The sequence below is a fragment of the Traorella sp. mt218 genome, from assembly GCF_055420025.1.
Genome location: NZ_JBVAYM010000001.1, coordinates 1 through 22,418, shown reverse-complemented (window position 1 = coordinate 22,418; position 22,418 = coordinate 1). Strand labels below are relative to the sequence as shown.

Annotated in this window: 18 protein-coding genes; 1 reads left to right on the top strand and 17 read right to left on the bottom strand. The window is 40.6% G+C overall.

The window, feature by feature from the left end:
* The 13 genes from ACZYT3_RS00090 to ACZYT3_RS00030 all read right to left on the bottom strand — a co-directional run bounded on the left by ACZYT3_RS00090 (position 1) and on the right by ACZYT3_RS00030 (position 15,088).
* On the bottom strand, positions 1 to 768 hold the full coding sequence (locus ACZYT3_RS00090) for a spore coat protein CotJB (RefSeq protein WP_464087223.1): 768 nt from the start codon (positions 766 to 768) through the stop codon (positions 1 to 3).
* Positions 758 to 946: a spore coat associated protein CotJA gene (locus ACZYT3_RS00085; protein ID WP_294562786.1), complete on the bottom strand. Its 189-nt coding sequence runs from the start codon at positions 944 to 946 to the stop codon at positions 758 to 760. Before ACZYT3_RS00085 ends, ACZYT3_RS00090 begins: the two co-directional genes overlap by 11 nt.
* A gap of 130 nt (positions 947 to 1,076) precedes the next feature.
* Positions 1,077 to 2,927: an ABC transporter ATP-binding protein gene (locus tag ACZYT3_RS00080; protein ID WP_464087222.1), complete on the bottom strand. Its 1,851-nt coding sequence runs from the start codon at positions 2,925 to 2,927 to the stop codon at positions 1,077 to 1,079.
* 1 nt (position 2,928) lies between these two features.
* Positions 2,929 to 5,076, bottom strand: coding sequence for an ABC transporter ATP-binding protein (locus ACZYT3_RS00075; protein WP_464087221.1), 2,148 nt, complete (start codon positions 5,074 to 5,076; stop codon positions 2,929 to 2,931).
* A 2-nt stretch (positions 5,077 to 5,078) separates the two neighbouring features.
* Positions 5,079 to 5,543 (bottom strand): MarR family winged helix-turn-helix transcriptional regulator, encoded by a 465-nt coding sequence (locus ACZYT3_RS00070; protein ID WP_294562783.1) that lies wholly within the window; start codon positions 5,541 to 5,543, stop codon positions 5,079 to 5,081.
* A 56-nt stretch (positions 5,544 to 5,599) separates the two neighbouring features.
* Complete coding sequence (locus ACZYT3_RS00065; RefSeq protein ID WP_464087220.1) at positions 5,600 to 6,718, bottom strand: M20 metallopeptidase family protein; 1,119 nt, start codon at positions 6,716 to 6,718, stop codon at positions 5,600 to 5,602.
* A gap of 58 nt (positions 6,719 to 6,776) precedes the next feature.
* Entirely contained in the window at positions 6,777 to 7,712 is a 936-nt protein-coding gene (locus tag ACZYT3_RS00060; protein WP_464087219.1) for a 3'-5' exoribonuclease YhaM family protein, read from the bottom strand.
* The gene (locus ACZYT3_RS00055) at positions 7,699 to 9,690 is read right to left on the bottom strand and encodes a glycosyltransferase (protein WP_464087218.1); all 1,992 of its coding nucleotides are present in this window, start codon (positions 9,688 to 9,690) and stop codon (positions 7,699 to 7,701) included. Before ACZYT3_RS00055 ends, ACZYT3_RS00060 begins: the two co-directional genes overlap by 14 nt.
* The gene (locus tag ACZYT3_RS00050; RefSeq protein WP_464087217.1) at positions 9,687 to 10,709 is read right to left on the bottom strand and encodes a lysylphosphatidylglycerol synthase transmembrane domain-containing protein; all 1,023 of its coding nucleotides are present in this window, start codon (positions 10,707 to 10,709) and stop codon (positions 9,687 to 9,689) included. Before ACZYT3_RS00050 ends, ACZYT3_RS00055 begins: the two co-directional genes overlap by 4 nt.
* On the bottom strand, positions 10,706 to 11,716 hold the full coding sequence (locus ACZYT3_RS00045; protein WP_464087216.1) for an LTA glycolipid anchor biosynthesis glycosyltransferase, IagA/BgsA family: 1,011 nt from the start codon (positions 11,714 to 11,716) through the stop codon (positions 10,706 to 10,708). The genes ACZYT3_RS00050 and ACZYT3_RS00045 overlap by 4 nt, the downstream gene beginning before the upstream one ends.
* A 112-nt stretch (positions 11,717 to 11,828) precedes the next feature.
* Positions 11,829 to 13,433 carry a CTP synthase gene (locus ACZYT3_RS00040; protein ID WP_464087215.1) on the bottom strand — a complete coding sequence of 535 codons (1,605 nt, stop codon included), beginning with the start codon at positions 13,431 to 13,433 and terminating at the stop codon, positions 11,829 to 11,831.
* Between the two features lies 1 nt (position 13,434).
* Positions 13,435 to 13,986 (bottom strand): ANTAR domain-containing protein, encoded by a 552-nt coding sequence (locus tag ACZYT3_RS00035; RefSeq protein WP_464087214.1) that lies wholly within the window; start codon positions 13,984 to 13,986, stop codon positions 13,435 to 13,437.
* A gap of 1 nt (position 13,987) precedes the next feature.
* The gene (locus tag ACZYT3_RS00030; protein ID WP_464087213.1) at positions 13,988 to 15,088 is read right to left on the bottom strand and encodes a glutamine synthetase beta-grasp domain-containing protein; all 1,101 of its coding nucleotides are present in this window, start codon (positions 15,086 to 15,088) and stop codon (positions 13,988 to 13,990) included.
* A gap of 206 nt (positions 15,089 to 15,294) precedes the next feature.
* On the opposite strand from ACZYT3_RS00030, the gene ACZYT3_RS00025 reads away from it, so the two are divergent.
* Positions 15,295 to 16,575, top strand: coding sequence for an adenylosuccinate synthase (locus ACZYT3_RS00025; protein ID WP_294562774.1), 1,281 nt, complete (start codon positions 15,295 to 15,297; stop codon positions 16,573 to 16,575).
* A gap of 25 nt (positions 16,576 to 16,600) precedes the next feature.
* Here ACZYT3_RS00025 and ACZYT3_RS00020 read toward each other — a convergent pair whose 3' ends face one another.
* From ACZYT3_RS00020 to ACZYT3_RS00005, 4 genes are all read right to left on the bottom strand, one after another.
* Positions 16,601 to 18,202 carry an LCP family glycopolymer transferase gene (locus tag ACZYT3_RS00020; protein ID WP_464087212.1) on the bottom strand — a complete coding sequence of 534 codons (1,602 nt, stop codon included), beginning with the start codon at positions 18,200 to 18,202 and terminating at the stop codon, positions 16,601 to 16,603.
* Between the two features lie 19 nt (positions 18,203 to 18,221).
* A complete protein-coding gene (locus ACZYT3_RS00015) occupies positions 18,222 to 19,811 on the bottom strand; it encodes an LCP family protein (protein WP_294562772.1) in 1,590 nt (529 codons plus the stop codon).
* A gap of 15 nt (positions 19,812 to 19,826) precedes the next feature.
* Positions 19,827 to 21,419: an LCP family protein gene (locus ACZYT3_RS00010; RefSeq protein ID WP_464087211.1), complete on the bottom strand. Its 1,593-nt coding sequence runs from the start codon at positions 21,417 to 21,419 to the stop codon at positions 19,827 to 19,829.
* Positions 21,420 to 21,595: 176 nt separating this feature from the next.
* A complete protein-coding gene (locus ACZYT3_RS00005) occupies positions 21,596 to 22,264 on the bottom strand; it encodes a hypothetical protein (protein WP_294562770.1) in 669 nt (222 codons plus the stop codon).
* Positions 22,265 to 22,418: the final 154 nt, after the last annotated feature.

Genomic DNA, 22,418 nt, shown 5'->3' with positions numbered 1-22,418 from the left:
TTATTCCTTTCCTTCCCAAGGCCATGGGCACGTTGCCCATTCCCAACCAAATTCGGTATCGACGCCTTGATTTGTCAGAGGACCGAATTTACATTCATAAAGTCTTTCTAAACGAGCCAGTTTTTTTCTAATGATACGATAATAGCGTAAAGCTTCAAAATCGCAAGGATGCGTATCTAAAAATAATGCGGTTTCTACTAATGCGAAATCTAAAACCTGAATACGGCACTTTAATTTTCTCTTAAATTTTTTTTCTTCTTCGCACAATTCACGTGAACGCTGGCAGCACTCATCTTCTTCTTGACAGTCGAACCATGACTCATCACTTTGTGCGGCATCACATCGAGAGTTACATCCAAATCTTTCATCTTCATTAAAATCTCGACATTCGCTACAACGTGCTGTTCTTTCACAGCATTCGCCATCAAAATCGTTATCATGACAGCAATCATTTTCTCGTTCATGGCAGTGACACTCATCATGATCATGACATCCTTCTCTGCCTCTTTCCTCACACTCACACTTCCGTCTGTGTCCATCATCACAGTCACAATCCCTGTCACTATGATACGTATCATAGTCATCACAGTCGCAATCTCTGTCACGGCGATGGCAATCAAAATCATCACAGCCGTTTCTTCGATCATAATCGCCTATGCGACGGCGATCATATCCGTTATATTCACAATCATCATCACAAAAATCAAAATCGCGGTCACAATCATAATGGTTTTTTTCGCAGAAATCAAAGCTATCGTTATTTCTCACAATGTCTTCCTCCTATTCCACATCCACTAAAAGGCATATCCAGTTCATTAAACAGTGTGCCACGTGCAAGTGCAACATCTAACTTATAGATTCTGCGCCATGACTGCTTACGAACATAAGCCATTGCCAAAGGACGTGAATCCCTACGGTTACGGCTACATCCAAATTCTTTGCTCATATTTAGCTGATTCCTTTCTGAGGTATTCCTCACTCATAGAATATGGAAGAAGATACCTCCTTCCTAGGTAAATTTCTTATAGACAAAAACATATCGATCATATCTTTAATCAGTAAAAAAAATGAGGAAGTTATTCTTCCTCATGTTCAAACTGTGAATTATACAAGCGATAATAGAAGCCTTTCTTTTCCAAAAGTTCTTCATGCCTGCCTTGTTCTACGATATCGCCATGATCCATACATAAAATGAGATCAGCATCCCTGATGGTAGAAAGACGATGAGCAATGATAAAGCTTGTTCTTCCCTTCATCAGATTATCCATTGCTTTCTGTATCAGAATTTCCGTACGTGTATCAACACTAGAGGTTGCTTCATCAAGGATCAGGATCTTCGGATCTGTCAGAATGGCTCTGGCAATCGTTAAAAGTTGTTTCTGACCCTGTGATATATTATTGGCATCCTCATTTAAAATGCTGTTATAGCCATCCGGCAAAGTCTTGATAAAGTGATCGACCTGAGCGGCCTTTGCTGCCTGGACGACCTCCTCATCCGTCGCATCCAATTTTCCATAACGTATATTATCCGCAATAGAAGCACTATATGACCATGTATCCTGTAAGACCATGCCAAACAAGCTTCGCAGATCATTTCTGGTAAACTGTCGGATATCCAAGCCATCGATACAGATTGCACCTTCATTCAGTTCATAGAAACGCATCAGCAGTTTCACGATCGTTGTCTTACCGGCACCCGTAGGACCTACGATTGCTACCTTTTGTCCCTGCTTGATATCCGCTGTAAAATCATGGATGACGATATTATCCGGCTGATAGCCGAATTTCACATGGGCAAAGATGACATCGCCTTTGATATTCTCGACATTCAATGGATATTGGGTATCCGGTTCTTCTTCCTCTTCACTTAAAAATTCAAAGATACGCTCACTGCTTGCCATCGTCTGCTGTAAGACATTCGAAATATTCGCTACCTGTGTCAAAGGCTGTGTAAAGCTTCTCATATAAGAAATGAAAGACTGAATATTACCTACTGTGATCACACCGATGGATGCATAATAGCCTCCCAGAACACAGATGGCAACATAGCCGACATTACCGATAAAGCTCATGATCGGCATCATAAGCCCTGACATAAACTGGCTCTTCCAGCCTGATTCATACAGACTGTTATTTAATTTTTCAAACTGTTTCGTACTTTTTTCTTCACCGTTATACGCCTTAACGATGATATGAGCACCATACATTTCTTCTATATGACCATTGACATGACCTAAATATTCCTGCTGGCTGACAAAATAGCCCTGACTCCGTTTAACGACCACGCTGATGAAGATCATCGAAATCGGCAAGACAAGCAAGGCAACGCATGCCATCTGCCAGCTGATAGAAAACATCATATATAATACACCGATCACCGTAGTCAATGACGTTACGATCTGGGTCAATGACTGGTTCAGAGAATTGGAAAGAGTGTCCACATCATTGGTGATACGGCTAAGTACTTCACCATAGCTTGTTTTATCATAAAAGGACAATGGAAGCTTATGAATCTTTGCTGCCAATTCCTTTCGCATCTGATAGCTGACCTTGTTGGCCACACCGCTCATCAGCCAGCCCTGCATGTATGAAAATAAAGCACTCAGAACATAAAGCCCCAGCAAAAGAAGGATCGTTCTGAGGATTCCGTCATAATCCATACCGCCACTATTTGTAATGATATTCATCAATCCCTCATAGATTTTCTGAGTCGCATCACCCATGACCTTAGGACCTATGATTGAAAATACCGTTGAACAGATGGCAAAGATCATAACAAGGATGATCGTGATCTTATATTTTCCGAGATATTTCACCAGCTTGATAAATGTACCTTTAAAATCTTTCGCTTTTTCCGCAACCATCATGGCATTAGGGCCGTGACCTCTTCTAGAAGGTCTTTTAGATGTCATATTTGCTTCTGCCATCTTATAATTCCTCCTTTGATAACTGACTTGAGGCGATTTCATAATATGTCGGACAATTCTTCAGAAGCTCTTCATGCGTTCCTTTGCCGACCACTTTTCCCTCATCTAATACAATGATCTGTTCAGCATGCATGATGCTGCTGACACGCTGTGCAACGATCAAAATCGTTGCATCGCTGGTATGCTTTGCAAGAGCAGCACGTAAGGCTGCATCGGTTTTGAAATCAAGTGCACTGAAGGAATCATCAAAAATCAGAATAGGCGCTTTTTTTGCCAGCGCACGGGCAATGCTTAAACGCTGACGCTGACCGCCACTGACATTGGCACCACCCTGGGCAATATCAAAATCATAGCCTTCTTCCTTGGCACTGATAAAATCATCGGCCTGAGCTACCTTCGCAATCTCACGGACCTCATCATCACTTAAATTTTCATTGCCATATTTAATATTTTCCTTGATCGTTCCCGATAAAAGAATGCCTCGCTGAGCAACATAACCGATCTGATCGTGAAGATCATGCTGAGTCACATCCTTAACATTGACACCATTGACCAGGATCTCACCCTTGCTCACATCATAGAAACGTGGAATCAGATTGACGAGCGTGCTCTTACCGGAACCCGTAGAACCGATAAAGGCAGTCGTTTCCCCAGGCTTTGCGACAAAGGAAATATCCTGCAGCACATTTTCATCGGCATCTCCATAATTAAACGATACATTTCTAAATTCAACATAACCCTTATATTCTTCTTTAAAAGGAAGCGGATGAACAGGATCCTGAATCATGCTCTCTGTTTCTAACACATCCGCAATACGTCCCGCACTGACGCTGGCTCTTGGAACAAGGATAAAGATCATGGCAATCATGACAAAGCTCATGACCACCTGCATCGAATACTGCATGAAAGCCATCATATCACCAACCTGCATCTGGCTTTGGGCAATCTGATGGGCACCAACCCAAATGATCAAAAGCATCATGCCATTCATCATCAGTGTCATAAAAGGCATCATCACGGCCATCGTACGATTGATGAACAACTGGGTCTTCGTAAGATCGGTATTAGCCTTATCAAAACGCTTCTCTTCAAATTTCTGATTTTTAAAGGCACGTACGACCATCAGACCATTTAAGTTTTCTCTGGCAACCAGATTTAATTTATCAACCAATTGCTGGATGATCTTAAACTTCGGCAAAGCAAAGATAAACATAAAAATAATCATCAGCATGACTACCGTTATTCCTAAACCTAATATCCAGACCATGCTTGTATTACGTTTAAAAATCATGATCAAGGCTCCAATTCCCATGATCGGTGCACTGATGATCATTCGCAAACCCATCATGACCAATTGACTGACCTGTGTCACATCGTTTGTATTTCGCGTGATCAATGAAGAAGTTGAATATTTATCAAACTCTGCATTTGAAAATCCTTCGACCTTCTTAAAAATATCTTCTCGAAGATCTCTGCCGACACCGTTGCTCACACGTGAAGCAATAAAGCTGACTGCAATCGTGGCACAGATGCCGATAAAGGCAATACCCAGCATCTTAGCGCCGCTTTTTAAGATATATTCGCTCTGCATCGCTGAAGGATCCTCACCGGCTTCCTCATAGAACATCTTGGCAAAGACAACACCTGTACCACTGCGCATCGTTTCATCTAAGGCAAGCGCACTGCTGCGAGCATCACTGAGATCCATCATTTCAAAAAATGGCTTTGCGGCATATAATTTCTGAATATCAATATCATTGACGGATTCACTGAGATCACCCGTACCTTCTGCCGGCTGCATCTTTTGAAGGGCATTGATCAGCGTCCATTCACTTACCGAAAAAATCTCATCTAAGGTTTCACGATCCACATCTTCTTTCAGATGATAATATCCATCCTCCAGCACATAGGAATCTTTAACCAGGGAAACCTCATCTTCTTCCATGAACACGCTTAGAAAATCAAGACCATCCTCACTAATGACATCCACGGATGCGTGTTCGATCCCGCTTTGCTGGATGCCGACATTGACGATATCGCTCATCACATCCGGAAGCTTTAGATCACATATATTAGAAGCAAACAAAAGTCCAATAGCTACCGCGATCATAAGCAGATACGGCTTTAAGTATTTTTTTAGTCGTAGCATTTCTAACGTCCTTTCTTTTCAAAATCATCTAAGATCTGATCAATACGCAAGATCAGGTTCTTAAATTGTTCTTTTTCATCATCACTGAATTGGGCAACGATCCAGCTCATAGATTCTTTGATTTCAGCTTCTGCCTGAGCAATCACTTCTTTTCCCTTTTCTTTCAGGCTTACATAACTGAAACGCTTATCTTTTTCGCTTGTAAACCGACAAATATAACCTCTAGATTCACACTCCTTCAAAGCCTTGGATATTGCCGGCCGGCTAACATGAATCGTATCAAAAAGATCATTGACCCTCATGGCTACTATTTCTTCACCGGCTATTTTCATAGGCACTGCTTGTGCATCGATCGTTTTCAGCATCGAAAACAATGACATCGAAAGCGTCGGTGACAGTCGCAGATGATGCATTTTTTGTTTGATCTTTATCAAGGTTTTCATCTGCTCCTTATTGATTTCATACATGCAATCACCTCCAATAGTTAACCATATTAACTATTATAATCATCTCATCTTCTAAGTCAAGAATTAATACCATCTTTTAAAAGGATATGCTCTGCCAAAGAAACATTCATTTCCACTGCCTTAAGACATTCCTCTTCTTTCAGATCAAAACGCGATGAATGAAGATCCTCTTCACTGCTTAAGCCGCAAAGATATAAGCAACATGAACACTTTTTGCGATAAAATGAAAAATCTTCGCTTAAATAAAGGGGTTCCATCGTCACATAATCCTTTTTAGCAATTTGCGAAACGAGCCGAACCAGTCCTTCATCATTGACGACCCTTTCATAACCATCTGAAAAGCAGATCTTCGATAATGTATGATATTTTTCATCCATTTCCTTTAATTTATCGATCATCTGGCAACGAAGCTCATCAAAGCTCTCATCTTCAAAACTGCGTAAGGTACCTTCCAATATACCATTGGCAGCAACTGCATTACAGACTTCACCACAGTTCATTTTCCCAAAATGAATCAGTGATGGGCTTGATTTTATTTTCAGCTCAGCGATCCAATCTAAAAATAAGCACAAAGTCCGCATGACATCAATTCCTTTTTCAGGATGAGCCGCATGAGCGCTTTTGCCTTGTACAATGATCTTGATCTCACTGCTTCTTGCCATCAACACACCGCTGCGGCATCCGATCTTATCATTTAAATGCGGATAGACATGTGCCGCTATCAGATATTGAACCTTATATTTTTCAAAAATACCTTTTTGGATCATATGCTTGGCACCACCACCGCTCTCCTCTGCCGGCTGAAAGATAAAAAGCAGAGAATATTCAAAAGGATGCTGAATAAAATAATGCAAGGTACAGATCATGATCGCCATATGTGCATCATGACCGCAGGCATGCATCGCCTTGTTTTCAGATGCATAAGAAAACAGGTTTTCTTCCTTTACAGGCAATCCGTCTAATTCACAACGAAAAGCAATACATGCCGTATTTTTCCCCGGCAAATAAAAAACACCGCTGAAGCCATCATACGCATCAGCCGCTATGGGAATACTATTTACAACATAAGCCATCGTATTAAAGGTATCAAAGCCTGTTTCGGGCATTTGATGCAAATCTCGTCGGATCCTTACAAGCATATCATAAAGAGCCTTTATTTCATTTCTTATTTTCATGATTTATTCTATGCAAAAAAAATCATGTTCATGAAAAAAAGGATTTCAAGTGAAATCCCTATTTTAAATGACTCTTATAAAAAGATCTATTTTCAAGTGCAAACTGTCGTGAAGTAAATTCTCCTTCATTCACACCTTCATAAGCTTTCGTGATCACATTCATTCTGGCATCGATATTATCGATATAATGAAGGATCTCAGCTTCCGGTATCATCGGCAAGACAGGTGAGCCATATTCATATTCACCATGATGTGAAAGGATCATATGACGTACAAGCATAATTTCTTCACCTTCCAGACCATTTTCATGTGCAATTTCAGCTACGATGGCCTGCATGATGGAAATATGACCCAAAAGTCTTCCTTCAACTGTATATTCCGTAATGACCGGTCCGCTCAATTCCACACATTTGCCAATATCATGCAAGATCACTCCCGTTATCAGCAATTCTTTATTTAACGAAGGATAGCATTCACAGATGGCAAGCGACAGGCGGATCATTCCCCAGACATGGGTAGCCAGTCCTCCTACAAAATCATGATGGATCTTGGCCGCCGCAGGATAATTATAGAAATCAAGCTCATAATGCTCCATGACCTTGAGAATCAACGTCTTTAATGTCTGATTTTCAAAAGAATCAATGATTCCTGTAATCTTCTTTTTTAATTCACTTCGAGGAATATCCCCCTCTTTGATGAAATCATTTAAATCGATCTGTGAGCGATCAATGACCTTGACAGCATTGATCTTCATCTGAAGCTGCTTATTGTAATTTAAAACTTCACCGTCAACTTCCAAAACCATTCCTGGTTTAAGCATTTTTACTTCTTCACTTGATGGGGACCAGTATTTCGCATCCATGCTGCCCGTCTTGTCCTGAAGCACACAGGAAAGATAGGTGGCTCCTTTGCTGGTCACTCCTTTGGTAAGTGAGCTTAACAAAAATGTAAAACGTCCGCGTGATCCATCCTTCAACTCATTAATTTTCATCATTAAAAATCTCCATTTCTTCTATTGCGACAAGTACATCCTCAGAGCTGAAGCCCTTACGGATCAACTGATTGAGCACCCTACGTTTGAGATCCTCTCCGCTATATTTTCGTGAATATGTCCGAATTGCTTTTTGGATCGTCTTATATAAAGAATCTTTATCATTCAGAAACTCATCCGTAAATTCATAATGATTGACGACGTCTTTCGCAACATCAAAAGAATATCCATGATTGATCAGACGAGAGATCAGCATCTGTTTTTTCATCTTGACGCTGCCTTCCTTCATCGTCTTTTCATTTTTTGAGATATAGCGGATCGCCTTCGCTCTTTCTGAAGCATCGCTGTAAGAATCCACCGCTTCTTTTACCATTTCATAAGGAAGTCCTTTTTTTACCAATGTACGAATGATCTTCTCTTTTCCCTCTAAAGAATCGCTCATCTTCTCCAAGTGATTCATCAGATAGGCTTGATCATTGATATATCCTTTTTCTTCCAGCTTATCAATGATATCATTCATCGCTTTCGCATCCAAAGTATTCTCTTTTAAAAGGATATCGTACATTTCCTTCCGGGTACGATCTTTGGCAGCAAGCTTTTTGATGCATAAAATCCATGCTTTTAAGATAACTTCTCTGCGCTGAAGCTCCTGCAGGGTCAGTTCATGGACAATGCCGTCTTTTTTCAATTCAAAGGCAAAATAATCTTCGAGTGAAACCATACACTTGATTTCTTCATCCTGTGAATCCTTCAAGGTCAATGTCACATATTCACTGTTACTTTTGACTTTTTTGATCGTCAAGGTCTTAAAATAAGAAGCATACGCCTGTTCATAGCAGGCAATCACTCTCTCATAAAATACTTCTGTATCATATCCCATGACTTTTTTACGGGCATAGTGCCCCATTTCCTTCCGCTCTTCTTCACTGAGAGCAAAGAAATCAGCCAACCGGTCCGAAAAAGTATCCTCTTCGATAAAATAACCGCTTTTCCCTTCATCGATCAAATCCAGCAGCACCTCATCTTTTCGCGCAAACACAGGAAGCGAACAGCTCATGGCCTCAATATAGGTCATGCCCTGGGTTTCGCTCGTTGAACAGCTGACAAAAGCCGCAGCACATTCATAGAACGCCGGTATCAATTCTCTTTCCTGGCGATCTGTAAAGATGACATTTTTTTCGATTCCTTCCGTCTTGGCCAGCTCCTTTAATTCTTCTAAGCTCGGCCCGCCGCCAACGATCATAAGCTTATGATGTTCGTCAGCCAGTGCAAATTTTTTAAAACCGCGAATCACGACATCAATCGACTTTTCACTGGCAACTCGCCCGACATAAATGATGACCTGGTCTTCCTGCCTTATTCCATATTTTTCTTTTAGACCAGCTACCAGTACCGGATCGATATTATCGGCATTGAACTGACTCAGATCGATTCCCGTAGGAATGACATGGATCGGTGCCTTGACGCCATATCGGATCAACGTTTCTTTTGTCTTCTGCGAAGGTGCGATGACTACCTGTGCCGCATCATTCCAAATTTTAGATAAGGTGCTTACCAGCGTTTTTGTCGCCTTATCCACGATTTCCAATCCGAAGATATTCAAATAATGCGTATAATCCTCATACATCGTATGATACGTCGAAACGATCGGTATATTCAGATCCTTCGCAATATTACGCCCGAAAATGCCCACACCAAATTCCGTATGCACATGTACGATATCCAGATTCATCGCCTTGACCTCTTCTTTAGCCTTGAGCTGTAACGGTGAGGACATATTATAGCCATAGAGCCATTTAAGCTCAATGCCCGGAAGCCGTAAGATATTGCCTTCGCGTTTTAAATGCAGAAGTCCCTTGTGATTGGCAATCACAAAGACATCATGTCCATGCGCTTCCAATGCCTTACGCAAGGTTTCAACGCTTGTGGCAACTCCGTTGAGATCCGGCAGGTAGGTATCCGAAAACAGACCTATTCTCATGTGATGATCCTCCTTCTTCTAATCTTCTCGATAATAAACATAATACAGCCAATGATCAAAGCCAGATGGAAGGTAACCACCCTCCATAAGATCAGTATCGTAGATACTTGTGTCAGCGGCAGGATCAGCGAATAAAGCTGAAGGAACATCATCTCTGTACCACCGCTGGCTCCGGGAACCGGAAAAAAGGTATTGGCCATGGATATATAGCTGGAAAGTGCCAGTGAATCAATAAAATTCATATCGACATGGATCAGCTTGCCAATCATATACGGAATGGAATAATAGACCGTAAGACGTAAGATATTAACTATGACCAATTTCCATATTAATTTTTTATTACTTCTGTTCTTATTGATATTATTCGTAAAAGCTTCCAAATAGTCATCACACTTCTTGATCGCTTTATTTGCATCACGGATGAGATGAAGCTTATGAAGCAGCGTTACGATACACAAACAAAAATGCTTGAACTTTACCGGAAAAAAAGCCATTGAAAAAAGCATTGCCAACACGATCCCGTTCATCAGATAACCGATAAAGATCATCACGAAGAGCGCCGGAACCCGACTTGAAAATACAGGAAAGCGGAGCAGGACCAATACCGTTGTATAAAATATCAGTACCACCTGATACATGACGAAGTCCAGCCATAAAATACCTGCCGCATCGCTTGAGTCGATTCCCTGCTTATAAAACACATAAACCTGACCTACCTGTCCGCCGCTGGCACTCGGTGTGATACCGCTGAAAAAACCGCCGACATAGGCATTTGATAAAGACGGCAAAAATTTATAATGCGGATACTTTTCCTTTGCAATTACATAAAGCGAAAGGGCCACAAATATAAAATAGAACAGCGAACAAGCCATGATCCCTATAAAATTCAAAGGTGAAATGCTGCTTAATTCCGCCAAGACAGCATCTTTATCATCCTTGAGCACATACCACAGCGCAAAGCCTGTCAGTCCAACCAGAAGCACGATGCTCAAGGCATATTTTTTAAAATCCTTTTTCATAAATTTCCCTCACAAACACTCTCATAGATCTTCTTCAGTTCACGTCCCACTTCCTGAATGCTTCTCTTTTCCGCAGTGATCCTTCCCTGCTCTCTTAGATCTGCACATTCATGATTTAAGATCTTTCTGAGCTGCGTAATAAATTCTTCATTATTTTTTCCCTTATAACAATTTTCTCCATTCACCAGCCATGGATCATATACAGGAATATCGCGCAATAAAACGTTCTGTGAGCTTGCCAATGCTTCCAGTACAACGATACCTTCTGTTTCTTCATAGCTTGGGAAAAAGAAACAGCTGGCGTTGGCATAAGCACCTTCAATGACCGCACCCTTGACATATCCCGGCAGGATCACATTGTTCGGATGATCCTTTGTGATCACATCCCGTACCTTTTTCGGAATGGAGATCAGCGGGGTATAGCCAAACCAGATAAATTTTATATCCGGCATCCTTCCGGCAACCTCCATAAAATCCAAGATTCCCTTTCTTTCAAAATATAATCCTACAGAAATGATGACCTTATCTTCTTCTTTCAATGAAAAATAGCGTCTGAAAGCCTTGACCTTTTCCGGATCATAATGAAAACGATTCAGATCGATGCCATTGCTTAAGGCATGGATAGGAACGGTGATCCCATATCCCTCAAGCAGCTTTTTAGAATAAGGGGTCGGTGTCAGAATAAGATCTGCTTTAGAATAATAACTAATCAGCATCTTTTTAAAGACCGGAGCAATCTGATTGCTTAACACAAACGAATTGCGAAAATCTTCTTCTGTGGAATGCGCATGATAGATGACCTTACAGCCCTTGCTACGCGCTTTATTGATCACCGGCAAGGAGCTTACACCGACTGTATTGATATGTAAGATATCATAATCATCGTCCGGATCGAGCGTATAGCTGATGCCTGCTGACTCACAAGCCGCCATCTGATGCTTTAAAGCCCGGCCGATCCCGCTTGTTTTGATGATTTCTTTACCTTCAAAATATAGACAAACCTTCATAGAAGCCTCCACATGTTTCAATTCATCTTTACCATTATAACATGTTTTTCCCCTGGATTCTCAATAAAGTGAAAGTCTTACAAAATTGAAAGAAAAATGCCCTTGCGGACACTTATTTCTGAGAATGAAGAACAGCGGCATGAACAAGGCCTGTAAACAGTGGATGCGGACGATTCGGACGGGATTTAAATTCCGGATGAAACTGGACACCGATATAAAAATCATGATCTTTTACCTCAATTGCTTCGACCAGCTTTCCATCAAGGCTCGTTCCCGCAATGACCAGTCCTGCCTTTTCCATATCTTCGCGATAATCATTATTAAATTCATAGCGGTGACGGTGACGCTCATGAATGACAGGTTCATCGTAAAGCGAGATCAGCTTTGAACCTGAGGTAAGCTGACAAGGATAAGCTCCTAAGCGCATCGTACCTCCCTTAGAGATTTTATCTGACTGATGCTCCATGAAATGAATGACGCAATGCTTGGAAAGCGGATCAAACTCATATGAATTGGCATCCTGATATTGAAGGACATGACGGGCAAACTCGATCGTCATGACCTGCATGCCAAGACAAATGCCTAATAGCGGAACATGATGCGTCCGTGCATAATAAGCTGTTTCAATCATTCCTTCGATTCCGCGAAGGCCAAAGCCTCCCGGTATGATCAGGCCGTCACATTCCTTCAGCTTATCTTCAACATTGAATGGTGTGATCTCTTCACTGTCGATCCATTGGATCAAAACTTTGGCACCAAGGGCATAACCGCCATGATATAACGACTCCATTACTGAAAGATAGGCATCATGCAGCTGGACATATTTGCCGACCAAACCGATTTTGACCTCTCGCTCACAGCTGTTGATTCTCTCTACCAGACTTTTCCATTCGCTCAGATCGATTGGTTTCGGAGGCAGTGACAGCTGAGCGCAGACAACCTCGGAAAAATGCTGTTTCTCTAACATCAAGACTACTTCATAAAGGCTCTTGCATGTTTCGTTTTCAATAACACATTCCGGTGAAACATTACAGAATAGTGAGATCTTCTTACGTATGCTTGATCCTAAATGACCATCACTGCGGGTAACGATGATATTCGGATGAATCCCGTAAGATTGTAATTCCCTGACCGAATGCTGCGTCGGTTTGGATTTGTATTCATTGCTTCCGGAAATATATGGGACCAATGTTACGTGAATAAAACAGCAATTTTCACGTCCTACCTCTATTGACAGTTGACGTGCAGATTCCAGAAAAGGCTGACTTTCAATGTCGCCAACCGTACCGCCAATTTCAGAAATGACGATATCTGCCTCGCTTTTTTCACCGACCTGATAGATATATTTTTTTATTTCGTTGGTAATATGCGGCACGACCTGTACCGTTTCACCAAGATACTCTCCTTTTCTCTCGGCAGTAAGCACCTTATGATAAACCATTCCCGTCGTCAGATTGGAAAAATGATTCAAATTTTCATCAATAAAGCGTTCATAGTGTCCCAGATCCAGATCTGTTTCTGCACCATCTTCGGTTACGAATACCTCTCCGTGCTGATAAGGGGACATCGTACCGGGATCCACATTGATATAGGGATCTAATTTCTGGCTGATCACCTTATAACCGCGATTTTTTAAAAGTCTTCCAAGTGAAGCTCCGGTAATACCTTTTCCAAGACCGCTCACGACTCCACCTGTAATAAAAATATATTTTCTCATCTTAATCTCCTTTGATATGACGGATAATGATCTTAGCTACCTGTAAACGGCTAAGACGATTATCCATTGCTTTCTTTTCAATTGTATAATGCGCCTTTTCTTCTGAATAATGAAATTTTTCAATCAACAGACATTTGGCCCGATCCACCAGCCGGATCTCATCGATTTTTTTCATCAGATCATCTTTCTGTGCCCGAATCACATCCATTTTCTGACATGTCACATTTAAAAACTGCATAAAGCTATCCCACTCATCCATATCAAAAATGCTGCGGACATATACATTTTCCAATGCCTGCGCCATCTCTTCCACCATTTCACTCTTCACCCACAAAACAACAAGACAATAGGGATCAGTCGCCGCATAACGTGCCAGCATATCACCAAATTCATTGATCAGCGGTGTCATGATCATCACACAGGAATAAGTCTGTGAGCTCAGCCGCCGCCGAACCTCCACACCGCTTGTCAAGACATCGACCGTATCAAAATACATCTGACAGCGTGCTGAAAATGGTGAAGATATATTGCCTGCAAGAAGACAGCTTTTCATCCTATTGGCTGTAAACCTTTAAGATATTTTCATTTAGGAAGGATGAAAGAAAAGATGAATGTTGTGCGATCTTGCGAGCTTTTTCAAGATTCGTGGGTAATTTTTCACAAGAAGTTTCTTCACACATACCGGCTTCCAACATACAGGCAAGCGCCAGATATGGATTGCACAAGCTGTCGGCAGAATGAACGATCAGCCATTCTTTGTCAATTTCAATCAATCGTTTCGGATCAAGCCGATTCACTCTTTCATAGGATTCTTCCTTGGTATCAAGAATTGCACAGATTTCAGGAAGACGTTTTTGAATACGTTCTTTAAACTGCTTCATCGCTTCATCACGTTCATCAAGAAGGACATCATTTTTTTGTATCGCAATACGGAAATGAAGTCCGCTTCCCGGCTGATCTTTGATCGGCAAAGGATGAAAGCTGGCACTATATCCGCTCAATGATGCCATCGTAGCTACCACGCTTTTATATGTCATGATATTATCACAGGCACACAGGGGTTCATTTTCCGCAAAAACGATTTCATTCTGTCCCCATCCTGCTTCATGATGACTGCTTAATGGCTGGATCGACATCTTTTCTAAGGTCAAACAGATATCACGGCGAATATTTTCTGCCTGATCGAGGGGTGCTATATCAAAATAGGAACCATGATCGATCGGCTCGGTTGTTTCATGACCGTAGGCATCATTTTTAAAAAGATAAAATTCACATTCAACGCCTATTTGAAACTCATATCCCTTTTTCTTTCCCTTTTCAATCGTTTGACTGAGTATATCCCTTGAATCATATTCCATATGACGACCATTTTCATCAACGATATCACAATACAGACGAATCACACGACCGCTTTGCGGACGCCACGGCAAAAGCGAAAGCGTATTTGCTATCGGTCGTAAAAAAGCCTTTTTATGAAAAAAGCCTTGGAATTTTGAGGTGTCAAAAGGAATCCCTTTTGAAAATGCTTTTTCTAATTCACAAGGCATGATCGACATATTCTTCTGTGTTCCTTCAAGGTCACTAAAAGCAAGGCGGATAAATTTCACATCATTTTCTTCCACAAACCGTAAGACTTCTCGTTCCGTTTCTCTCATAAAATCCCCTAAATGAAAAAAGCATTCAACATAAAAAAACATGTGGAACGCCTTTGTTCTACAGATATATCTTAAATTCTCATCTTTCATTTGTCAATTATTTTCTTTATTTTTTAATGTTTTGAAACAGATTTTATTTACAAATAAAATTGCCTAAAATATAAAAAAATGATATCATGTATCAGTAACAGTTAGGAGTGAAATTTATGCCGAGTTATGTTGTCGTAGGTTGTCAATGGGGGGATGAAGGCAAAGGAAAAATCGTAGATGTCTTAGGTGAAAAGGCCGATATGGTCGTACGCTTTCAAGGCGGAAACAATGCCGGTCATACCGTAGTCGTCAACGGTAAAAAAACTGTCCTGCATCTGCTGCCAAGCGGTGCTTTGCATCCAAATGCGAAATGCGTCATTGGTCCGGGAGTCGTCATCGATCCATTTGTCTTTCTGCAGGAGATCGAATCGCTGGAAAGCCAGGGCTTTGACAGCTCACATATCCTGATTTCCGATTGTGCGCATCTGATCATGCCTTACCATATCAAATTAGATATGTTGCAGGAGGAACGCTTAGCCAACAATAAAATTGGAACGACAAAAAGAGGGATCGGCCCTTGTTATGCCGATAAATATACGCGCATCGGCTTAAGAGTCGGCGATTTGCTGGATTTTGAAACTTTTAAAAAACGTCTGGCTTCGACTTTGGCGATCAAGAATGAACAGATCACCAAGCTTTATCACGAGGAACCTTTTGATTATGATCAGCTGGTCGAACAGTTCCGAGAAGTCAGAGAAAAGCTGCAGAAACGTATCATTGATTCCGTTACGCTTGTCAACGATGCTTTAGACAGTAATCAGCATGTGCTTTTTGAAGGAGCACAGGCAGCTATGCTGGATATCAATTACGGAACCTATCCTTATGTCACAAGCTCTTCTCCGACCAGTGCCGGTGTATGTGAAGGAGCCGGTGTATCACCACATAAATTAGATAAGATCATCGGTGTCGTGAAGGCTTATTCCACACGTGTAGGAGAAGGACCTTTTATCACAGAGCTCAATGATGAAAATGGTCAAAAGCTCAGAGAGATCGGAAATGAATACGGAGCTACGACCGGCAGGCCAAGACGCTGTGGCTGGCTGGATCTTTGTGTAGTAAAGCGCGCAGCCATCATCAATGGTCTTACTGATATCGTCATTACCAAAATCGACGTATTAGACAGCTTTGAAAAAATTCCGGTATGCGTTGCCTATGAGATCAACGGCAAACGTACGACCGCTATTCCAAGCTCCCTTGAAGAATATGCTAAGGCAACACCGATTTATGAAATGATGGACGGCTGGTGTGAAGATATCACAGCTATTCGTTCTTATGATGATCTTCCTGAAAATTGCAAGAAGTTTCTTGCGAAAATCGAAGAAGTCACCAAAACAAAGATTTCTCTTGTTTCAGTAGGTCCTGACCGCGAAAACAATATCCTTGTTCATGAAATCTAAAAATACACCTCACGGTGTATTTTTTTTATTCTATTTCTTGAATTGGCGCATCCGGATCATAATTTGGCTGTTCAAAACGTATCGTCCCGTTCCACTTTTCTATTTCGATCGGACTGACGATCGATTCCGGCAGCAAGGCAAAATATTCAGAAATCTTCCAATCCATATTACTCGTTGTGATCAGCTTTTCATTTGAATAAGGCAGTATCCTGTTATTTCTCATCCGATCGAGGTCAAAGGCAAAATTACTCATGATCTCCATATGAGAATTCTTTAAGAAACAGCTGTATATCCGATCCAAAAAATCAGCATCAATGATCGACACCTCATAGGTATCATTAGCTCCAAAGCTGACACAAGGCTCATAAGAAGTCGTCAGATCCAGAAATGATTGGCTTACAAAGCTCCATCCTTCATCGCTGTCAAGCATGGAAACCAGCCTTCTGAGCTCTATAGAAGTAAGATTCGTAAAAGAAGAACGTTTATAATTATTCAAAAAATTCATGAGCTTCGTTGTCTTTAATTCATCCCTCTTCTCAAATATTCCTTCAATAATGGTATTAAGATCATCACTGCTTCTATAATAATCAGCAACCTGTCCGGCATTCATCGTGACATCCTCCATCACACAGACATCTTCAACGCATACCTCTTGAGGAATATTTATTCCCTGCATGATATCCACACAATTCAAGATCGATTGAAAGCTTGTCTTAATGAAATAATCGAATTCCACACCGAATATGCTCTCGATCGAATACAATAAATTATCAATACCATTATAAGAAACATTATATAAAGCGTCGGGATAAGAATCATAAGCCACATTAGGAATATACAGATTATTCGGTATTTCGATCAACGTGACCTCATGGTCAATCGGATCGATAAAAAGCAACAGACACTTCAATGAATAGGAAACATAATCTGCCGGCAGATCATCCTCACCCAAGGTAAGCAAAATGCTTATCGGCTGGCCCTCCTCCAAAGGCTTTGCGGTATGGGATATCAAAACCTCATGAACATTCTGATTCAAAAGAACAAGCTTATGACTTATCTGCGGATAAGCAGCTTTTAAAACCGCTAGGTTATGATCGCTGAGGATCATTCCCTGAATCTCATCTTCCTCCAATGCATGTATCAGATATTCCATACTGTAATACTCGATCAGCTGACAGTTTTTTGTCTGAAATGAAGCATTGATATCATCAAAGGCCTGGATATGATTGCGATCATTCATCACAAAACCGATTTTTTTGCCATCCAGTTCCTCTGCTTCCTTTACATTTTCATCATTGCTTAACAGATTCATCTGATAATACATGACAATGCCATCTGTTTCCTGCTGGCTGACAGAGCGAAGGCTTCCTAAATAAAAACCCCCAACTACCAGCGAAATACTGAAAATGAATAAAACAGAGCGTCGCAGCCATGCCAGCTTCTTAGTTAATAACAGCCAGATGAATATTCCGACCAAAAAAGCAATAAAAAGAAAAATCAGTAAGATGAGCCAGAAAAAAGAAACAATATTCCCTAAATATAACTGGGTCGATATAAAAATGGCGGACACCGTAAAGATGATCAGTAAAATCAGATCGATCGTGGTGCTGATCCTGTCTTTTCTCATGTGTCCACCTCCATTCTGCTTAGAAATTATGTCTCAGATAACTTGGAAAATAAGCCGGAACCGTGTCATAGTAATTTTCAACCGTAATGACCTTTGGATCCAGTTCAAAGGTATTTTCATATCGTTCCATATCATTTAAATCGAAAGCAAAGTCACTGAAGCTTTCATCTGATTTCATCGTCACATACAGATCATGTACATGCATGATATCTTCTTCCTCTAAAAGTACCGCATAAAGATCCTGGCTCGTATAACTTGCACAAGGAAACAAATATTCATAATTTGAATTAACGGTAGAAGAACCAAATGTCCATGCATGGCCATCACTGATGGCATTCATCACAAAGGATTTTACACTGCTCATCGGAAGATTCGTAGATACATAATTCGATGCGACATTCAATACATCTCCTGCTTTCAAAGCACCTTCTACGGAAAGCAGCTTATTGACGATGGCTGATATGATATCACGCTGAGCCTGTTCTCTGCCCTTGACATCCCAGCCGGCTGTATGCCGGTGACGCGCATAAGCCAATGCCTGCGAACCATTGAGATGCTGATAGCCCTTATTCAGACAGATCAGATCAGCAGAAGCAAACGAACGATTTTCATCCTGTTCACAGAAATCCAGCTGTACATCGACATCAATGCCTCCAAGGGTATCTACGATCTCGATGAGTGATTCAAAAGTCACTTTCGCCGTATAATCGATCTCAATGCCGAAAATACGCTCCAAAGCAGCCGCTCCGGCTTCCACGCCATCCCATCCTAAATGCGTCAGCTTATCCGGATAATCATTATATTTCGCATTAGGCACATAGGTATCACGATTGATGGAAATCATTTCTACATGATGATTTTGCGGATCGACCATTAACAGCATGTTCACATCGCTCAAACCATTATAAGTAGGCTCACCCATATCATCCATTCCGGAAACATAAACGACAAAAGGCTTGCTTAAATCGTTATCAACAGTATCAGACTCTGACGTTGTTTTCATCTCGATCGTATGAATGATCTTATAATCATCGGAATAAGTACTATTCTCCTTCTGAATCTCAAAGCTTTGATCCTGATCGCTGATCATTGCCGCCTCGATTTCATCAGCATTTAAAGCAGCAAGCATTTCATCAACACTGTTATATGCCATTTCCTCCATCGAATAGCTTTGCAGCTGTTCAATGGAATAAGTGATCAGCGCATTCGCATGATCCACATATCCTAACGTTTCAACATCGTCCATGCTTTGCAATGAAGAATCCTCAAGAGCAATGACATACATCCTGCTGATATTGGTAGATCCGTCATCAACATTCGCAAAGGCACTTCGTATCCTTCCCTGGAATACGGCACCAAAGACAAGCAGTACACATAACCCCGCCAGCAAAATCTTACGAATGACAAAGACAGCCATATTTTCTATTCGAAAGGTAGCAAATATCAAAAGAAAAATCAACAGTAAAACAACACCGGCAATCAGGATATAGTTCATCGGTATCATTTCACCGGCAATTGCTTCAATCAAAAAATATAAGCTGCCTGCCAAAAAAAGGATCAGCAATACCAAATCAATTCTTTTATTGATTTTCTTCGTTCGATCTTTCAAAATATCACTCCTATCTTAAAATCTATACCTTAAATACTCAGGAAAGTATTCGGGCACCACTTCATAATAATTTTCCAGAGTTATTACATGTTTGTCAAGAGTAAATGTATCCATATACTTTTCCATGTCATCCAAATCGAAAGCAAATTCATTAAAATGAATCTGAGTATTCATGGACGTATAAATATCATGAACAAGCTGAATATCACTTTCTTCCAGCAATACGACAGAACGCTCCAGATCATTTTCCATCGCACATGGCAATAAGACCTCAACATCACCATTGACCGTTGAAGAACCAAATGTCCATCCGTGACCGGAATCGATCGCACTTTTCACAAAGGAACGTGCACTGTCCATCGACATATTCGTCGAAACATAGCTGGCGGCCACATTGACAACATCTCCCAGTTTCAAGGCACCCTCAACGGATAACATCTTATCCACGATCGCAGCAATGATATCACGCTGAGCCTGTTCTCGGCCTCTGACATCCCAGCCCTCCGTATGACGATGACGTGCATAAGCCAGTGCCTGTGAACCATTGAGATGCTGGTAACCTTTTTCAAGATGGATCAGATCGCCCTCAGCAAAGGAGCGATTCTCATCCTGTTCAGTAAACGATATCTGAACATCGACATCGATGCCACCTAACGTATCAATGATTTTGATCAGTGATTCAAAGGTAACCTTCGCATAATAATCGATTTCGATCCCAAAAATCCTCTCAAGCGTCTCCATTGCGGTTTCCGGTCCATACCATCCCAAATGCGTCAGCTTATCCGGATAATCATTCATCATCGGATTCGGTATATAAGTATCCCGATTGATAGAAATCATCTCCACATGATGATTGACAGGATCAACCATCAAAAGCATATTTACATCATGAAGTCCCAGCTGGGTCGGCTCGCCCATGTTATCAAGTCCCGCTACATAGACAACAAACGGCTTTGACGTTAAATCGCTTTGAACCACATCATTATTGCTTTCAACCGTCATCTCTATCGTATGTATCGTTTTATATTTTCCTGAAAAACTGCTGTCATTTAATTCCTGAAGCGTCTGATCCTTGGCGCTGATCAATACCGCATCTATTTCTTCATCATCGAGATCTGCCAGCTCATCTTCTAACGTATCATACATTTTATTCCTCAATGAATATTCATTTAGCTGCTTTAACGAATAATCCAACAGATCATCACGCTGGCTCAGATATCCAAGCACCCCCACATCCTCGATGCTTTCATAATCATTGTCCTTCAAGGTAATGACATACATATAGTCCTTATAATAAGAACCGTCATTCACATTAGAAAATGCATTTCTGATCTGTCCCTGAAAAATACCGCCAAATAACAAAACACAGCATAAAACCGTTAAAAACACTTTTCTGATGATTCGAAAGGCTGAATTCCTGACTTTAAAAGTCAGAAAGATTCCTACAAATAAAATTAGAACAGCGGCCATAAATATAAAGATATATTTCAATGGAATCAGATTTCCCATGATCGCTTCGATACTGAAATAAAATCCTATTACTAAAAATAATAAAAGCAGGACCAAATCTACCTTGTTGTTGATTTTTTTCCTTTTCCTTGTTCTCATATCGTTTCTCCTAAAAAATAACAGTTGTATTATACCACTTTTCATAAAGGATTAAATGTGAAATTTTGTGATAATGCTTCAAATGCCGATTCTTTGCATGACTGCATGGACAAGCAGCTTCTTTCATATACATAGTCAGCTTTTGTCAGTAACATATAAAAAAGGAGATCATTCTCCTATAAATCTTTTAAATTATTATCCAGCAGATCCTGCATGATCTGTTTTTGCGTCGGATCATTTGTATATTGCATGACCAATCGAATACATTCTTTAGCTTCTTCCAGCTTCTGATTCGCTTTTAATACATAAGCTTTCTTCAGATTCCAGACTGCCTTGTCCGCATCATCACAGTTTTCCAGCTTCTCATCAATATACGGAAGTGTTGAAATATCCTTATCAAAATACATCTTCATATCCATATCGATCGTCTTTTTCATTTCCGGATCAAGCTTATTTTCATCAATAAAGGCATTCATCTTACGCTGCATGTTTTTAGCGTTTGATTCACTATTGATCGTAATAAAATATTGGAAAGCTGTCTGATAAACCGCAAACCGCTGATTCCGATTCATGCGCATCTGTTCCATCAGTGAAATCTGTTCCTTTACCTTTTTATCTGCACCTCTGGCAATATAATTGTTCAAACGCATGAATTCACGGTTATAAGGTGGGAATAAATATTTCACCATAAAAGAATCAACAAGCTTTAAAAATTCATCTTCATCCGTCATGATAGCCTTCATCAGTTTGATCGTATATCTTTTTTCCAAATATTTTCTCACAAGATTCATGACCACGACTACTAAAATACCGACTATGACGGCTATTAAAATTCTGTTATCCATATTTCCTCCAAAATCATTAACCAACATGTAGATTGTATCATATTTGATATAAAAAAAAAAGTTTTATTTCTCACATGCCTTCTCTTATAAAAACGCTCGATTTCAGGCTTTCTTCCCAAAATAAAATCCCACTTCCAGATAAGTGAAATTTTTT

Excerpts from the sequence above, each read along its gene's own strand:
- ACZYT3_RS00085 (WP_294562786.1), bottom strand. The coding sequence starts at position 946 with ATGAGCAAAGAATTTGGATGTAGCCGTAACCGTAGGGATTCACGTCCT.
- ACZYT3_RS00080 (WP_464087222.1), bottom strand. The coding sequence starts at position 2,927 with ATGGCAGAAGCAAATATGACATCTAAAAGACCTTCTAGAAGAGGTCAC.
- ACZYT3_RS00075 (WP_464087221.1), bottom strand. The coding sequence starts at position 5,076 with ATGCTACGACTAAAAAAATACTTAAAGCCGTATCTGCTTATGATCGCG.
- ACZYT3_RS00070 (WP_294562783.1), bottom strand. The coding sequence starts at position 5,543 with ATGTATGAAATCAATAAGGAGCAGATGAAAACCTTGATAAAGATCAAA.
- ACZYT3_RS00065 (WP_464087220.1), bottom strand. The coding sequence starts at position 6,718 with ATGAAAATAAGAAATGAAATAAAGGCTCTTTATGATATGCTTGTAAGG.
- ACZYT3_RS00060 (WP_464087219.1), bottom strand. The coding sequence starts at position 7,712 with ATGATGAAAATTAATGAGTTGAAGGATGGATCACGCGGACGTTTTACA.
- ACZYT3_RS00055 (WP_464087218.1), bottom strand. The coding sequence starts at position 9,690 with ATGAGAATAGGTCTGTTTTCGGATACCTACCTGCCGGATCTCAACGGA.
- ACZYT3_RS00050 (WP_464087217.1), bottom strand. The coding sequence starts at position 10,709 with ATGAAAAAGGATTTTAAAAAATATGCCTTGAGCATCGTGCTTCTGGTT.
- ACZYT3_RS00045 (WP_464087216.1), bottom strand. The coding sequence starts at position 11,716 with ATGAAGGTTTGTCTATATTTTGAAGGTAAAGAAATCATCAAAACAAGC.
- ACZYT3_RS00040 (WP_464087215.1), bottom strand. The coding sequence starts at position 13,433 with ATGAGAAAATATATTTTTATTACAGGTGGAGTCGTGAGCGGTCTTGGA.
- ACZYT3_RS00035 (WP_464087214.1), bottom strand. The coding sequence starts at position 13,986 with ATGAAAAGCTGTCTTCTTGCAGGCAATATATCTTCACCATTTTCAGCA.
- ACZYT3_RS00030 (WP_464087213.1), bottom strand. The coding sequence starts at position 15,088 with ATGAGAGAAACGGAACGAGAAGTCTTACGGTTTGTGGAAGAAAATGAT.
- ACZYT3_RS00025 (WP_294562774.1), top strand. The coding sequence starts at position 15,295 with ATGCCGAGTTATGTTGTCGTAGGTTGTCAATGGGGGGATGAAGGCAAA.
- ACZYT3_RS00020 (WP_464087212.1), bottom strand. The coding sequence starts at position 18,202 with ATGAGAAAAGACAGGATCAGCACCACGATCGATCTGATTTTACTGATC.
- ACZYT3_RS00010 (WP_464087211.1), bottom strand. The coding sequence starts at position 21,419 with ATGAGAACAAGGAAAAGGAAAAAAATCAACAACAAGGTAGATTTGGTC.
- ACZYT3_RS00005 (WP_294562770.1), bottom strand. The coding sequence starts at position 22,264 with ATGGATAACAGAATTTTAATAGCCGTCATAGTCGGTATTTTAGTAGTC.